Raw genomic sequence first — 15,282 nt, 5'->3', positions numbered from 1 at the left:
ACCTGATAGAATAGTTAGCAAGGAAGGTGAAAGACATGAGAAAACCTAGAAAACGCTCCTTTGCAGAGCTTGTCTCTGAAAATAAAAATCAATTAATGAAGGACCATGCTGCATTGGAAAAAATCGAAGAACGAATTGAAGCAAAACGCCTCGGAAAAGCTGAGTAAACTTTCAGTCATTACCAATTATGAACTCCCCTAAACAGGTTAAACTGTATATGAGGAGGGATATAAATGACGAATGCAAATGGAAAAGGTGAACATTTTGTTCCTAACCATATTGGTACACAATCACGTGGCTTTGGCGGAAACAAAGGAAAAAAAATGCAAGATACATCTGGCAAACACGCCCAAGTAATCCAAACAAAAGGCGAATAATGAACTCGAGACTCGTCGCTAACTACTTAGCAGCGGGTCTTTTTTTGTTTAAAATTTTGTGATAATTTTTGCGCTTCGTTACAAACTATATCTGTATCACGAACAACTTTAATTGGAGGAATTAAAAATGACTTATAACAACCAGCCAAAACCAGATGATCGCAGCGATAACGCTGAAAAATTACAAAAGATGATTGCTGACACAGAACAAAATATCCATCAAGCAGAAGAATCCCTACAATTTACCGACAGCGAAACACAGCGCCAGCAAATCGAAGCAAAAAATGACCGCCGCCGTGAAAGTATTCAATCATTTAAATCTGAAATTCAGGATGAAATCAATCAATAATCGAAAGACCTGTCTTTTGCGGCAGGTCTTTCTTTTTAATTTCCAGAATCACAAGCGCTTATGGTAATATAGATAAGGAAATTAGGAAAAAGAAGTGATAAAAGTGATTCAACAAGAAATGGTAAACTGGGAAACCGAGCTGAGTGGTAAGGGCTATATTGCAGAGGAAAGCCAACTAATCGAGGCATTACAAAAGGAAAGCAATCCACAGCTTCTTTCAAAACTACTTACCCTTACTGCTCTTTCACGAATTGGCCGCAATAAGCACCAAACCCTTACAGTTCTCATAATGGAGAAAGCTCTTGAATTAGATCCAACCAATTCAAAAGCAAAGGAATTTTTCATCCAATTTGAATGGAAAAAGAAAGAGCATTTATTTACCCCACTTTCCTTTCCCTCCATCAGAGAAACAGATAATCGGACAGCTAAGAAGAAAATTGCAGAAGAATATATACATATTTGCACAGTTTTTTTAGAAGAAACGGATGAGCATCTAAAAGAACTCGAAAACAATAGGGACATTGCTTCAACCATTGATAACATAGATCTTTATGAAAAGTACCAATTACTTTCCGAATATCTTCAAGAAGCCGTTAAAATCGTGGGATACCTCCACAAAGCAGCAATAGAATACGATCAATCGATTACAGGAGTCTTTCATACATCCACCTATTACGAGGAATTAAAAACCCAATTATCTGCATTAGAAGATCTGAAAAAGCGGTGGCATTCAGTTTTCCTCGAGATAGAATCGCAGGAAAGTAAACTAGAAAAAAATGCACTTGACCAATTAAATGAAATGATTGGCATGGAACAAGTGAAAAAACGAGTAAATGATTTTTACCGGTTTTTGAAATATCAAAAACACCGCAAAGAACATGGCTTTCACATAAAGGATGAGTTAATTCTTAATATGGTCCTAACCGGAAATCCCGGAACCGGTAAAACAACCATTGCCCGACTACTTGCTAGGATCTATCACGAGCTCGGAGTTTTACCGAGGGAGGAAGTAATCGAAGTGGATCGTGCACAATTAGTAGGCTCCTATGTTGGACAAACGGAGGAAAATGTCCGGGCTGTTGTGGAACGGGCGATTGGCGGAGTGCTTTTTATTGACGAAGCTTATAGCTTGAAACGGGACGGGCAGGCAGGGAATGACTATGGTCAAACAGCGATTGACACGCTTGTTTCGCTTATGACAGGGCAGGAATACGGAGGAAGATTTGCCGTTGTTTTAGCCGGCTATCCGGAAGAGATGCGCTCGTTTTTGGATGCCAACCCTGGTTTACGCAGCCGCTTTCCACAATCCAATCTTCTCCACTTACCAAACTATTCAAATGAAGAGTTAGTGATGATTGCTGAAAAAATTGCGGATGAGAATGACTATATTCTGACAGATGACGCCAAAATCGAGATTCAGCACCGGCTCGAGAAAGAACGGGTGGATGATACTTTTGGGAACGCCCGGACCGTCCGCAACATTGTTTTAGATGCTATTTTTAAAAAGGGCTCCAAAGAAACTATTCCGGAATTTTTTCATTTCATGATCCTGGGAAAAGAAGACTTCTTAATTGAAAAAACGGAGAATATAGTTTCCCCCTATGAAAAATTAGGCCGTTTAATTGGCCTGGAATCATTAAAAGATGAGATTCAATCCCTGATCTCCTTCGTTAAAATGCAGCAATATCGAAGAAAGCAGCAGCTTCCAACAGTTCCTATTCAGCTACATTCGGTTTTTACCGGAAATCCCGGAACAGGTAAAACCACGGTAGCGCAAATCTATGCTGAACTTTTACGGGATTGCGGCATTTTAAAAAGAGGCCATTTAATCGTTGCCAGCCGGGCAGATTTTGTGGCCGGATACGTGGGACAAACAGCTGGGAAAACGAAAAAGAAAATCAGAGAAGCATTAGGGGGAGTTCTTTTTATTGATGAAGCTTATTCTTTGTTGGGGCATTCTAGCCATGATTTTGGAAAAGAAGTCATCGATACACTAGTGGACGAAATGACGAAGCAAAACGAAAATCTTGTGGTGGTTCTGGCAGGTTACCCGAATGAAATGGACCATCTCCTTGAAAGTAATCCAGGACTAAGGTCAAGATTTAAGAAGTTCTTTCTTTTCCCTGATTATTCACGGGAAGAACTGTTAGCGATCATGGAAGCCTATGCAGAAGGTTTTCAATATCAAATCATAAGTGAAGCTCGTGAATTATTAAAAGAAACTCTCGATGCGAAAAAATTTAACGGTAATGGGCGTTTTGCAACAAACTTGGTAGATGAAATGATTCAAGCGCAGGCACTAAGGCTGATGAAGGAACAGTTAGCTGATGAACTAGCAGACCAGGTCAATTTTATTACGCCTGAAGATGTAACGGTAGCCTTAAAAAAGATAGAAATTAAATAAAAGGAATGGTTGAAAGTGGATCAATATTTTGTTTCAACAAGAGAAATTCAGCTTTACTATGCGGATACAGATGCCATGGGAGTCATCTATCATGCAAATTACTTAAAATTTTTTGAGCTTGGCCGGACAGGCATCATTGAAGACCTTGGCTATAACTATGTTGCAATGGAGGAAGCCGGTTATTTTGCTCCTGTTTATGATGTTCAGTGTACCTATAAAAAGCCGCTCCGCTACGGTGATAAGGGGTTTGTGAAAACATGGGTGGAATTGAACGATGGTATTAAAACCGTATACGGGTATTCGATTGTAAATGGGGAAGAAGAAGTTTGTGCAACAGGCACCACCACCCATATCATTGTTAAAAAAGAGAATTTCCGGCCAACTTCTTTTAAGAAGGCATTTCCGGAATGGTTTTTGAAATACGAGGAAATTAAGAAAAAGTAATCTGTAACTGGGGTGAGCAGGGATGGCGTTTGGGATTAGAAGAGACGAACTGAATGAGTGGAAATGGAAAATTGATCGCGGTGAAATTGCTTTTTTGACCCATTATTGGCTTGATGACCGCTTCCCAGAATACAAAACCGTTACCAAAGTAGGCTGTAATGATTTGGAAAAATTAGCGGAATGGGGTAGTAAATACGGACTTAAAAAGGAATGGATTGATCACCGAAAGGATGGCTATTCCCATTTTGACCTGCTTGGCAAGCGACAAAAGGAAATCCTCCAAGCAGAAGGCCTGCTTAATCATATTTGGGAGTAATAAGAAAAGCACACCTGGTATTACATCTCAGGTGTGCTTTGTTTTTTATACTCAATTACAGGCTCATCAGAATCGGCTGGTAGTTCGATCACTAGGTCATGCTCATCGAAATACCATTCATCTTTTTCTTCAATATAAAAGATAATCCCTTCAGCCTCTTTTTTTACAGCTAAATTTATCGGGTCTTCACTGGAAACTCCTAATGAGAAACCGCTTTGTACGTTGCTGCATCCACCATACCGAGCAAAAAACCGTAGATAATCACCATTTGCTAAGCCGAGTTCCTCTTTATACCAAGCCGCCGCTTCCTTGCTAATTTGAATGTTCATGTGAAACTCCTTTCTAAATCCATACCACACATTATATTGCTATTCTTCACAGAAATCGAGTAAAATACCTTCGTAAAAAATAAAAGACTCCGAATTAACGGAGCCATTGAAACATATGATTTTGGATTTCTTTATATTTTGCTTCGGGATTGGAGAGACCATAAGGGCCGGCTTTTTCCATTGGATAAACTTTATAATGTTTCTTTTTTGATACAAAGGTTGGGTAAAATTGTGGATTCGACAAAGTGATGGAAGATCCTTTTTCCGAAACCTGCTTAGAAATATCAATGGTGGCTAAACCGCCGATGTCTTTGTAATCTTTGGACTGGCCGGAAATAAAATTACCTAATGAGTAAACGACAAATGCCTTCCGCCCGTCCTTTGTTTTAATCCAATCCATTGGCTGCAAGACATGTGGATGGGAACCGAAAATGATGTCTGCACCTTCGTCTGCCAGAAATTGAGCTAAATTCTTTTGCTCGTCAGTAGGAAAGCGTTGATATTCATTTCCCCAATGAATGCTCATGACTACAACATCGGCTACCTTTTTGGCCCTATGGATTTCGTCTTTCATGAGATCGCGATTAATAAGATTCACGAGAAAATCCCTATCATCCGGTACAGGAATCCCGTTGGTCCCGTACGTATAAGCTAGAAAGGCAATTTTGATTCCATCTTTATCAAGAATTCTTAATTTTTTGCGGTCCTCTTCATCAATAAAGCTTCCTACATGCGGCAGACCAATACTGTTTAAATATTTCGCTTCGGAGTCTATTCCTCTTTCACCCTTATCTAAGGAATGATTATTCGCAGTGGAAACAATATCAACACCAGTATGTACTAGCGCATCGGCAACCTCATGTGGACTATTAAATGTTGGGTAGCTTGAGAGTCCGAGTTTTAGCCCGCCCAATGTACTTTCTTGATTAGCTGTTAAAATATCAGGCCTTTTAAGTAAACTTTTCACATCTGAAAATAGCGGGTCAAAATCGTATCGGTGACCATTGTACGCATACTGATAGACTCGATCGTGCATCAGTATATCGCCAATAGCCCCGATGGTTATTTTCTGACTTACACTACGCCCCAATACAGGCTGAGATCGGAGTGAATTAAGGTTTGTTAGATGAACCTTCACCTCAGCATTTTGATTCTCGCGTTGCTGAATCACAAGAACGGCGGCAATGATTATGCAGAACAAAATAATAAAAAGGGATAAAACAGGCGTTTTCTTTTTCATACTTGCTCCTAACTATGCGAAATTAAGCATATTCGTTTTAAAAGTATACTGAATGCGATAATATATATGTATTATTTTACGGGTTTTTGTCGAATTATTAAATAAAAACTTAGGAGTTGTGAAGATGTTTAAAATCACTGGCAGTGCCGGGCAAGTTTTACTGGAGATTGTAGAGTCCGAAAAACAGTCGCCTGATGAGGAGTTATTCGTTCGCTTAACGATGGGAATTGGCTGAGGGGGTCCTAAGCTTAATCTGTCTCTGGAAGAGCGGAAAATACAAGGTGACCAATTGTTTACGTTTGACGACTTAAAAATCCTTATTCATGAAAAAGATTATGTCTACTTTGATCATACAAAGCTTGATTATGTCAAAGATGTACTTGGAAAAAACCATTTTCAACTATTAAAAATTTAAAGTGGAGCATAAACGCTCCACTTTTTTCATTGTTCCAGTTCTTCAAGAAAATCAATTAATTCATCAAAGTTTTTTGTCAGCTTAATTGGCTTTTCATGCTCATTACAAGATTCACAGGAGGAAAATTGAATTAAAAACTCGTTTGGGTCTGTACTTTCAGAAATCGTTGTTGAAAAAATAATTAGTTCTTTCACACTCTGCATAAAAATCCCCTCCATACTATGGTAGCCTCTACACCTATTTTATCGTAGTTTCTATCATTTTTATGGCAGTTAATTTGAAGATTTAATGAAAAAAACAAGAGCTTTGTGCTCTTGTTTAATGATTTCGAGACAGCCATTTCACTTTTGGCTCTGTTTTATTGATAATCCGTTTAATATTTGCCCGATGCCGATAAACCACAAAGGAAGCCATAAAGAAGACGACAATGATTAAAGGGATATCCCTATCCATAAGGAAAATTGCATAAATCACGGCAAACACACCAGCAATCATCGATGAAAGAGAAACATATTTTGTGATAAACAAACTAATAAAAAATACGACCAAGACAGTTAAAAATAGAAAGGGAGCGTAGCACAACAGGACACCACCTGATGTGGCCACCGCTTTTCCGCCGCGAAAACCCGCAAAAATTGGATAGGTATGTCCGATAATCGCAAAAATCCCAAAGATTAATTCGTTTAAATCCAGATGAAAAATATGTGGCAGATAGGCCGCTAGAGTCCCTTTTAATATATCTGCAAGTGTCACAGCGAGTCCAGCTTTTACACCTAGCGTTCGAAAGGTATTCGTTCCACCTAAATTACCGCTGCCGTGCTCACGAATATCTGTCTTATAGAATACTTTTCCGATGATTAACCCAGATGGAATCGAGCCCAGCAAATAAGCAAGGATCATGCACAAAATAATTTGAACCATTTACTTTTATCTCCTTCTACAAATAGATCCAGTGTATTTATTTTATCATGGATTTACAAAAACGCCATCCTTCCTTTATTTTAAGAGCGAAAATCTAGATTTCCGATAAAGTTCTATCAGAAAAAGGAAAAAGTACCTTCTCAATTTCAATTCGATACTTTACGATAGTCATAAGGGGGAAAAAGAAACATGGCACGCGTTGAATACTATAAGAATCAAAAATTATCACCAAAATGGATGATGGGTGGATTGTTTATCGCCATTTTGCTGATTATTTCTTCGATTCTCTTAATCCTTTATCCTTTCGCATCGAAAGAAAAAACAGCCTATTTTCATGGTACCTATCCAATTCTATTTAATAAACAGCAGGAGGGAAATGCCTTACTTGAGGGAACCACTTTTTACATTCCACTTTCCTTATTACAGGAAAATATCGATAAAAGCATTGTCTACGATGAAAAGTCGCATTCGGTTATTATTACAACGGCAGATAAAGTCATACAAATGCCTACAGGCTCCCTAACCTATTTCGTAAATCAGAAACCGGTTAAGCTGCAAATGTCACCGATTAAAACAGATAATGGAGAAATTTTCGTTGCTCTTGATCCTATCTTATCTTTGTATCCGATCCAATATCGAAAACTGCAAGATAGTGGCGCTATCTGGATTCAAAGGGATGATGAGAAACTGGTAAAAGGTCAACTCTCATCCGACGATACCAACGAGGAAAAACTAAGACTTAGAACAAAACCGACACTAAAGGCACCCTATACTGTACAAATGAAAAAGCAGGAACCTGTTTGGATAGAGGGAGAGAGAGAAGGTTATTATCTCGTTCGCAGCCAATCTGGTATTAGTGGCTATATCAAAAAAGACTTTGTCCATAAACAGGAAACGGTAACCATTAGAATTAATCGGGAAAGTAAACAGGTACCTCCTAAGAAAATAAACGGGCCGGTTCAATTAACATGGGAAGCAGTCTATACAAAAAACCCTAACCCTTCGCATATTCCCGATATGGCAGGGGTGAATGTCGTTTCACCCACATGGTTTTCACTTGAAGACAAAGATGGTTCGATTAAAAATCTTGCCTCCCTTGCTTACAGTAAATGGGCAAAATCAAGAGGTTATCAGGTTTGGGGATTGTTTTCTAATGGCTTTGACCCGAAACTAACCCATGATGCACTAAAAAACTATGAAACTCGTCAAAAAATCATCCGCCAACTGCTGCTATTCAGTAAAATGTACAAGCTGCAGGGAATCAATTTTGATATTGAAAATGTTAATAGCGAAGATGGACCATTGGTCACGCAATTGATTCGTGAAGCCGCTCCCTATTTGCATGAAGCAGGGCTGATCGTTTCTATGGATATTACCTTCTCAGCAGGCGTTAATAACAACTGGTCCTCCTTTTATGAACGAAAAAAGCTTTCCAAAATAGCTGATTATTTGATTGTCATGGCCTATGACGAACATTGGGGAGCAGCTTCGGGGGCAGGCAGTGTTGCCAGTTTGCCGTGGGTTGAAAAGAATTTGCAGACATTGTTAACTGAGGTTCCGAATGAACAGTTGATTCTCGGTTTGCCTTTATATGCTAGGCTATGGCTGATTGAAACGCAAAAGGATGGAACTGAGAAGATTTCTGCAAAGACACTAACAATGGACCGTGTAAAGTCATGGCTGAAGGAAAAGAAATTGAAGCCTAAATATGATGAGGAAAGCGGTCAAAACTATGCCGAATACTACGATGCGAAAGAGAAAATAAGGTATAAAATTTGGATTGAAGATGAACTTTCATTAAAAAAACGGGCTGACCTAGCAGCCAAATATGACCTAGCAGGTGTCGCCAGCTGGTCAAGATTCTTTGCAGCCAAAGATGCATGGGTCGCCTTAAACATGAACACAAATAAATCCATCACCAAAAAATAACCGGCACTATCCGCTGGTTATTTTTTTATATTAAGGCTGTGTTAAAGACCAATGACGATTGGAGCGAAGTGCCTGGAGCGGAAATCAACCTCAACTAGGCTAAAAAAGAACAAATAAAGGCAAATTCATTACGAAAATATGGAGATTTTTCAAAAGATTTGATTCTTTATTGCTTGCAACAACATCCCAAAATATAATTTAAGTAACCATTAAAAGGAAAAATCAAAGAGTAGAGCCGGCCAATTCGACTTAAGGAATGGTCGGTTTGTTGCATATAATCAACAACCAATGAAAGCGGTGGTAGTTTATGAAAAACCAAGAGAATCGTGATGATGCCTATCAAGAACGAACCGAAAAGTATGAGGCAATGATTCAAATGTTAGAAAACCGAATTCAGGATGAGCTTACAAAAAACAGACAAAAGGACCAAATGCTGATTCAACAAGCAAAACTTGCAGCGATGGGCGAAATCATTGCAAGCATTGGGCATCAATGGCGCCAGCCCCTTAACCACTTGTCACTTTTAATCCAAGACATAAGAGATGCACAAAGATTTGGGGAAATGAACGACCAATACATGGATCAATTTACAAATGAGAGTATGATCTTAATTGATTTTCTAGCCGGCACGATTCAAGATTTTCGAAATTTTTATCGTCCAAGTAAAGAAAAATGTGCGTTTTCACTAGCAGAATCGATTGAAGCAGCATTGTCCATATTCTCCTTTTTTCTAAAAAAACACGAGATTCGTGTTTACTTTGAGTATCGGGAGCAGCAAAAGGCCTATGGATATTCTAACGAATTTAGCCAAGTGGTCCTCAATCTGTTAACCCATATAAGAGATACATTTGTAAATAAAGAAATAAAAGATCGAAAATTATTTATCACGATCAATGAAACCTCCAACCATCTTGTCACCGAAATCATGGATAATGCCGGTGGACCAGAACCAGAACTCGTATCAAAAATGTTTGATGCAGGTGATTCCAGTTGGTCCGAGGACACGAAACTCGGCTTATACATTACCAAGGTCATTCTTGAAAACATGAATGGTTCGATTACTGCTGACACTTTCGGTGAAGGAACCCGATATCGCCTCTCCATTCCAAAAATCACTTCAGGAATACGTTCAAGTGATTCTCAATATGAAAAACTCACAAAATGCAAGACACACACGAAAAAATAAGCATTGTTTTTTGGATTTTGCTTGGGAAAGAGGTAAAATGGAGGAAAAGGTTGAAGGAAGTGGTATGAATGGCAATTGAAAATCCAAGTCGCGCAGAATTAGGCGCGATATTAAAAAAAGCAAAAAGAATTGCAGTGGTTGGATTAAGTAATAATCCAGATCGCACCTCTTACATGGTATCCGAAGCGATGCAAAAGGCGGGGTATGAGATCATTCCTGTCAATCCAACAATTGATGAAGCGCTTGGTGTAAAAGCGGTAGCTTCCTTAAAGGATATCGAAGGACATGTTGATATTGTCAATGTCTTCCGTCGTTCTGAGCAATTATTAGAGGTTGCGAAGGAATTTGACGAAATTGACAGCGATATCTTTTGGGCACAACAGGGATGCCTAAATGAAGAAGCCTATCAATTTTTAAAGAAAAATGGTTATACCGTCATCATGGACCGCTGTATTAAGGTGGAGCATGCGTTAACAAAATAAAAAAGATAACTTTAAAAACTGCTAAAAAACAGCAGTTTTTTTGTTTTTATTTTCCAAGGAAATTGTCAAATATGAATGATAAAATAATGTTCTTTTAGAGAACGTATTTGCCAAATCGAAATAAATCGCTACAATTAAGCATAGACGCCGCAAGAAATATGATAAAATAAAGTCGGCAAACATTCGTTCTATTTTAAAATTTTTAAAGGATTTTTAATTCTTTTAAACGAATGATTCATTTACTAATTAGATATGCAAACAGAATTATGTTTTCTTTTGTAAGGGATGAAAGGGGTATTTTAGTGGCAAGAACTCAGCAAGCTTTTGATTATAATGATGATGCCATACAAGTGCTAGAAGGTTTGGAGGCTGTCCGGAAACGTCCCGGTATGTATATCGGCAGTACGGATTCCCGAGGTCTGCACCATCTCGTTTATGAAATTGTCGATAACTCCGTCGATGAAGCGCTTGGCGGCTTTGGTGATCAAATCATCGTTAAAATACACAAAGATAATTCCATCAGTGTTGTAGATAAAGGACGCGGGATGCCAACAGGAATGCATAAAATGGGGAAACCAACACCTGAGGTGATCTTAACGGTCCTGCATGCCGGAGGAAAATTCGGTCAAGGCGGTTATAAAACGAGCGGCGGGCTGCACGGAGTAGGCGCTTCCGTCGTAAACGCTTTGTCAGAATGGTTAACCGTAACGATCAAGCGTGACGGTTTTGTTTATGAACAGCGTTTTGAACATGGGGGAAAGCCGGTTACCACGCTTGAGAAAATCGGTAAAACCAATCAGACGGGTACGACCATTCACTTTAAGCCGGATCCAACTATCTTTTCGACTACTACTTATAATTTTGAAATATTATGTGAGAGGTTAAGAGAATCAGCCTTTCTTTTAAAAGGTTTAAAAATAGAAATTCATGATGAACGCCATGATGTCCACGAAATATTTCATTACGAAAATGGAATTGAAGCGTTTGTTGAATATTTAAACGAGGAAAAGGATGTACTGCATCCTGTCGTCAGCTTTGAAGGTGCCCAAAACGGGATTGAAGTTGAATTTGCCTTTCAATTTAACGATGGGTACTCAGAAAACGTCCTTTCGTTTGTCAATAACGTTCGAACAAAAGATGGCGGAACCCATGAAGCAGGGTCAAAGACGGCAATGACCCGGGTGTTCAATGATTATGCCCGAAAGGTTGCACTTTTGAAGGAAAAGGACAAAAATCTTGACGGTGCTGATATTCGTGAGGGTCTTTCTGCGATTATCTCGGTTCGCATTCCAGAGGAACTTTTGCAGTTTGAAGGACAAACAAAAGGAAAATTGGGGACGAGTGAAGCAAGGTCCGCAGTTGATGGTGTTGTTTCAGAACATCTTTCTTATTTTCTCGAAGAAAATCCTGATATTAGCTCATTGCTTATTAAGAAATCAATTAAAGCCTTTCAGGCTCGGGAAGCAGCGAGGAAAGCCCGGGAAGATGCCAGAAGCGGGAAAAAGCGTAAGCGCTCAGATGCCATGCTTTCAGGTAAACTTACTCCTGCACAATCACGGAATCCCCAAAGAAATGAGCTTTATTTGGTCGAGGGTGACTCTGCTGGCGGTTCCGCCAAACAAGGACGTGACCGCCGTTTCCAAGCAGTACTTCCTTTACGCGGTAAAGTCATCAATACCGAAAAGGCAAAACTAGCCGATATTTTTAAAAATGAGGAAATCAATACCATTATCCATGCGGTTGGCGGCGGTGTAGGCGCTGATTTTAACGTAGAGGATATTAACTACGATAAAATCGTCATCATGACAGATGCCGATACGGACGGGGCGCATATTCAGGTACTTTTACTGACCTTCTTTTATCGTTATATGAAGCCGCTTCTAGAGGCGGGTAAAGTGTTTATTGCCCTTCCTCCATTATATAAAGTGAGCAGAGGGACTGGAAAAAAAGAAGTAATCGAATATGCCTGGAATGAGGATGAACTACAAACAGCCATTAAAAAAGTGGGTCGCGGCTATATTATCCAGCGCTATAAAGGTCTTGGTGAAATGAATGCAGACCAGCTTTGGGAAACAACGATGGACCCGGAGACCCGAACATTAATCCGAGTGAAAATTGACGATCTGGCGAGGGCTGAGCGCCGTGTGACCACACTTATGGGTGATAAGGTAGAACCCCGACGAAAATGGATTGAAAGCAATGTCGCGTTTACCTTAGATGAACAAGACACGATACTAGAGAATGAAAACATCATGGTCGCTGAGGGGGAATCTGAAGATGAGCTCAATTGAAAAATTTCGTGACTTACCTTTAGAAGATGTACTTGGTGATCGTTTTGGCAGATATAGTAAGTACATTATTCAAGAGCGTGCCCTGCCGGACGCACGTGATGGTTTAAAACCGGTTCAACGAAGAATTCTTTATGCCATGCATGTAGAAGGAAATACACACGATAAAGGTTTCCGTAAATCGGCGAAAACAGTCGGTAACGTTATCGGTAACTATCACCCACACGGTGATTCTTCTGTTTACGAAGCGATGGTGCGAATGAGTCAGGACTGGAAGGTTCGCAATGTCCTAGTCGAAATGCATGGAAATAACGGAAGCGTCGACGGCGACCCTCCTGCAGCGATGCGTTATACCGAAGCAAGATTGTCAGCCATAGCAGCGGAACTCTTGCGGGATATCGAAAAACACACCGTTGAGTTTATTCCAAACTTTGATGATACCTCAAAAGAACCAACCGTATTACCTGCCATGTTTCCAAACCTTCTCGTAAACGGGTCAACTGGTATTTCTGCAGGGTATGCAACGGAAATACCGCCACACCATCTTGGAGAAGTCATCGATGGTGTTATGATGAAAATGGATCAGCCGGACGTAACGGTTGAGGATTTGATGACCGTCATTAAGGGTCCTGATTTTCCAACTGGTGGGATTATTCAAGGGATTGACGGTATTAAAAAAGCCTATGAAACTGGTAAAGGGAAAATCATTGTCCGAAGTAAAGCTGAGATTGAGGAGATCCGTGGCGGCAAGCAGCAAATTGTTATTACGGAAATTCCGTATGAAGTCAATAAAGCAAATCTCGTGAAAAAAATTGATGAGTTTCGATTGGACCGAAAAGTTGAAGGAATTTCCGAGGTCCGGGATGAAACAGACCGTACCGGACTAAGAATTGTCATTGAATTAAAAAAGGATGCAGACGCGGAGGGCGTATTAAACTACTTATATAAAAATAGTGATTTGCAAGTTACCTATAACTTTAACATGGTTGCGATTTATAATAAGCGGCCGAAACAAATGGGTCTTCGTGAGATGCTTGATGCCTATATTGAACACCAAAAAGAAGTGGTGACAAGACGGACTGAGTTCGAGCTCAATAAGGCGAAGGAGCGTCAGCACATTGTTGAAGGCTTAATGAAGGCTTTATCGATTCTCGATGAAGTGATTGCCACCATCCGTGCATCAAAGGATAAGCGGGATGCGAAGGATAACTTAATCGCAAAATTTGCTTTTACCGAACCGCAATCAGAAGCCATTGTTTCTTTACAGCTCTATCGTTTAACAAACACAGATATTACAGCACTCCAAAGCGAAGCAGAAGAGCTAGCGAAGAAAATTGAGGAGTGGACTGCGATTTTGGCAAGCGAGAAAAAACTCCTTTCTGTCATCAAAAAAGAATTAAAAGACGTGAAAAAACGTTTTGCCGATGACCGCCGATCAAAAATTGAGGCAGAAATTGAAGAGTTGAAAATTAATCTGGAGGTTATAGTTCCTAGCGAAGATGTTATTGTCACCGTTACGAAACAAGGCTATGTGAAACGGACAAGCCAGCGTTCTTATGCTGCATCTAATGGGCAGGACTTGGCCATGAAGGATACCGACCGCTTATTAGCACAGCTCGACATGAACACAAAAGATGTTTTACTTCTCTTCACCAATAAGGGAAATTATTTATTCTGCCCTGTTCATGAACTTCCTGATATCCGCTGGAAGGACCTTGGACAGCATGTCGCCAATATTATCCCAATAGAGCGTGATGAAGAAATAATTAAGGCGATACCAATAAAAGATTTCGAAGCGGATGCGTATTTAGTCTTTATAACCAAAAATGGTATGGTGAAGAAAACTGAACTGAAAGCATACAAAGCACAGCGCTACTCCAAGCCGCTAGTCGGCATCAATCTAAAAGAGGAAGATCAAGTCATTGATGTTCATATAACAGATGGTACGCTCGATGTCTTCCTAATCACCCATCTTGGATATTCTCTTTGGTTTGCTGAAGAAGAAATTAGTATTGTCGGGGCACGCGCAGCGGGTGTAAAAGGGATTAACCTAAAAGACAACGACTTTGTTGTTGGCGGAAAAGTGATAGATCCAAATAGTAATAAGTCTATCACCATCGTGACACAGCGTGGATCTGTTAAGAAGATGAAATTGAAGGAATTTGACAAAGCATCGCGGGCTAAGCGAGGCCTTGTCATCCTTAGGGAGCTAAAATCAAATCCACATCGAGTCATTGGCTTTGTGACAACAAACGAACACGACAAGATTTTTATTCAAACAGAAAAAGGGCACACAGAAAGTATCACCGCAGAAGAGATTCGTTCAAGTGACCGTTATTCAAATGGGTCGTTTATCCTTGATGAAGGCGAAAATGGTAAGGTCAACTCAATTTGGAAAGTAGTTGCTCCTGAAAACACAGGGGAATAATGAATATATTAAAGAGACGGCTGAAAATGGATAGCCGTCTCTTTTATTTTTTCTGGAAAAACAAAAAGCCATAAAACTTCATTGCATTCTAATTAAATTCTAATTTGACGGATAAATGACCAGAGAATATACTTAGGCTTACTAATAGATAAGTAACCTAACTATTTGTATCCT

At 39.7% G+C, this 15,282-nt stretch carries 15 protein-coding genes; 11 read left to right on the top strand and 4 right to left on the bottom strand.

Annotated features, from left to right (window positions below; genetic code table 11):
• Positions 1–35: 35 nt before the first annotated feature.
• The 6 genes from M028_RS0125720 (at position 36) to M028_RS0125695 (ending at position 3,890) form a co-directional block, all read left to right on the top strand.
• Positions 36–167: an FbpB family small basic protein gene (locus M028_RS0125720; protein ID WP_026576412.1), complete on the top strand. Its 132-nt coding sequence runs from the start codon at positions 36–38 to the stop codon at positions 165–167.
• A 66-nt stretch (positions 168–233) separates the two neighbouring features.
• A complete protein-coding gene (locus M028_RS0125715) occupies positions 234–377 on the top strand; it encodes an acid-soluble spore protein N (RefSeq protein WP_026576411.1) in 144 nt (47 codons plus the stop codon).
• A 127-nt stretch (positions 378–504) separates the two neighbouring features.
• The gene (gene tlp / locus M028_RS0125710) at positions 505–726 is read left to right on the top strand and encodes a small acid-soluble spore protein Tlp (RefSeq protein WP_026576410.1); all 222 of its coding nucleotides are present in this window, start codon (positions 505–507) and stop codon (positions 724–726) included.
• A 118-nt stretch (positions 727–844) separates the two neighbouring features.
• Positions 845–3,130 carry an AAA family ATPase gene (locus tag M028_RS0125705; RefSeq protein ID WP_051591259.1) on the top strand — a complete coding sequence of 762 codons (2,286 nt, stop codon included), beginning with the start codon at positions 845–847 and terminating at the stop codon, positions 3,128–3,130.
• Positions 3,131–3,145: 15 nt separating this feature from the next.
• Positions 3,146–3,574: an acyl-CoA thioesterase gene (locus M028_RS0125700; RefSeq protein WP_035424694.1), complete on the top strand. Its 429-nt coding sequence runs from the start codon at positions 3,146–3,148 to the stop codon at positions 3,572–3,574.
• A 22-nt stretch (positions 3,575–3,596) separates the two neighbouring features.
• Positions 3,597–3,890 carry a hypothetical protein gene (locus tag M028_RS0125695; protein ID WP_026576407.1) on the top strand — a complete coding sequence of 98 codons (294 nt, stop codon included), beginning with the start codon at positions 3,597–3,599 and terminating at the stop codon, positions 3,888–3,890.
• Between the two features lie 20 nt (positions 3,891–3,910).
• Here M028_RS0125695 and M028_RS0125690 read toward each other — a convergent pair whose 3' ends face one another.
• The 4 genes from M028_RS0125690 to plsY form a co-directional block, all read right to left on the bottom strand.
• Positions 3,911–4,219 carry a HesB/YadR/YfhF family protein gene (locus M028_RS0125690; RefSeq protein WP_026576406.1) on the bottom strand — a complete coding sequence of 103 codons (309 nt, stop codon included), beginning with the start codon at positions 4,217–4,219 and terminating at the stop codon, positions 3,911–3,913.
• Positions 4,220–4,313: 94 nt separating this feature from the next.
• A complete protein-coding gene (locus tag M028_RS0125685) occupies positions 4,314–5,459 on the bottom strand; it encodes a CapA family protein (protein ID WP_026576405.1) in 1,146 nt (381 codons plus the stop codon).
• Positions 5,460–5,900: 441 nt separating this feature from the next.
• Positions 5,901–6,077 carry a hypothetical protein gene (locus tag M028_RS33120; RefSeq protein WP_155925795.1) on the bottom strand — a complete coding sequence of 59 codons (177 nt, stop codon included), beginning with the start codon at positions 6,075–6,077 and terminating at the stop codon, positions 5,901–5,903.
• A 115-nt stretch (positions 6,078–6,192) separates the two neighbouring features.
• Positions 6,193–6,795: a glycerol-3-phosphate 1-O-acyltransferase PlsY gene (gene plsY / locus M028_RS0125665; protein ID WP_026576404.1), complete on the bottom strand. Its 603-nt coding sequence runs from the start codon at positions 6,793–6,795 to the stop codon at positions 6,193–6,195.
• 189 nt (positions 6,796–6,984) lie between these two features.
• Here plsY and M028_RS0125660 point away from each other — a divergent pair, with 189 nt between their 5' ends.
• The 5 genes from M028_RS0125660 (at position 6,985) to parC (ending at position 15,108) form a co-directional block, all read left to right on the top strand.
• A complete protein-coding gene (locus M028_RS0125660) occupies positions 6,985–8,724 on the top strand; it encodes a glycosyl hydrolase family 18 protein (protein ID WP_026576403.1) in 1,740 nt (579 codons plus the stop codon).
• Between the two features lie 307 nt (positions 8,725–9,031).
• Positions 9,032–9,910, top strand: a complete 879-nt coding sequence (locus M028_RS0125655) for a sensor histidine kinase (protein ID WP_026576402.1) — start codon at positions 9,032–9,034, stop codon at positions 9,908–9,910.
• A 68-nt stretch (positions 9,911–9,978) separates the two neighbouring features.
• Positions 9,979–10,392 (top strand): CoA-binding protein, encoded by a 414-nt coding sequence (locus M028_RS0125650; protein WP_026576401.1) that lies wholly within the window; start codon positions 9,979–9,981, stop codon positions 10,390–10,392.
• A 302-nt stretch (positions 10,393–10,694) separates the two neighbouring features.
• Positions 10,695–12,683 (top strand): DNA topoisomerase IV subunit B, encoded by a 1,989-nt coding sequence (parE, locus tag M028_RS0125645; RefSeq protein WP_026576400.1) that lies wholly within the window; start codon positions 10,695–10,697, stop codon positions 12,681–12,683.
• Entirely contained in the window at positions 12,670–15,108 is a 2,439-nt protein-coding gene (parC, locus tag M028_RS0125640) for a DNA topoisomerase IV subunit A (RefSeq protein ID WP_026576399.1), read from the top strand. Before parE ends, parC begins: the two co-directional genes overlap by 14 nt.
• Positions 15,109–15,282 lie beyond the last annotated feature (174 nt).

This window comes from Bacillus sp. UNC438CL73TsuS30, assembly GCF_000482325.1.
Lineage (GTDB): Bacteria > Bacillota > Bacilli > Bacillales > Cytobacillaceae > Neobacillus.
Note: the sequence above shows the minus strand (reverse complement) of the source record. Positions and strands in the feature narration are given on the sequence as shown.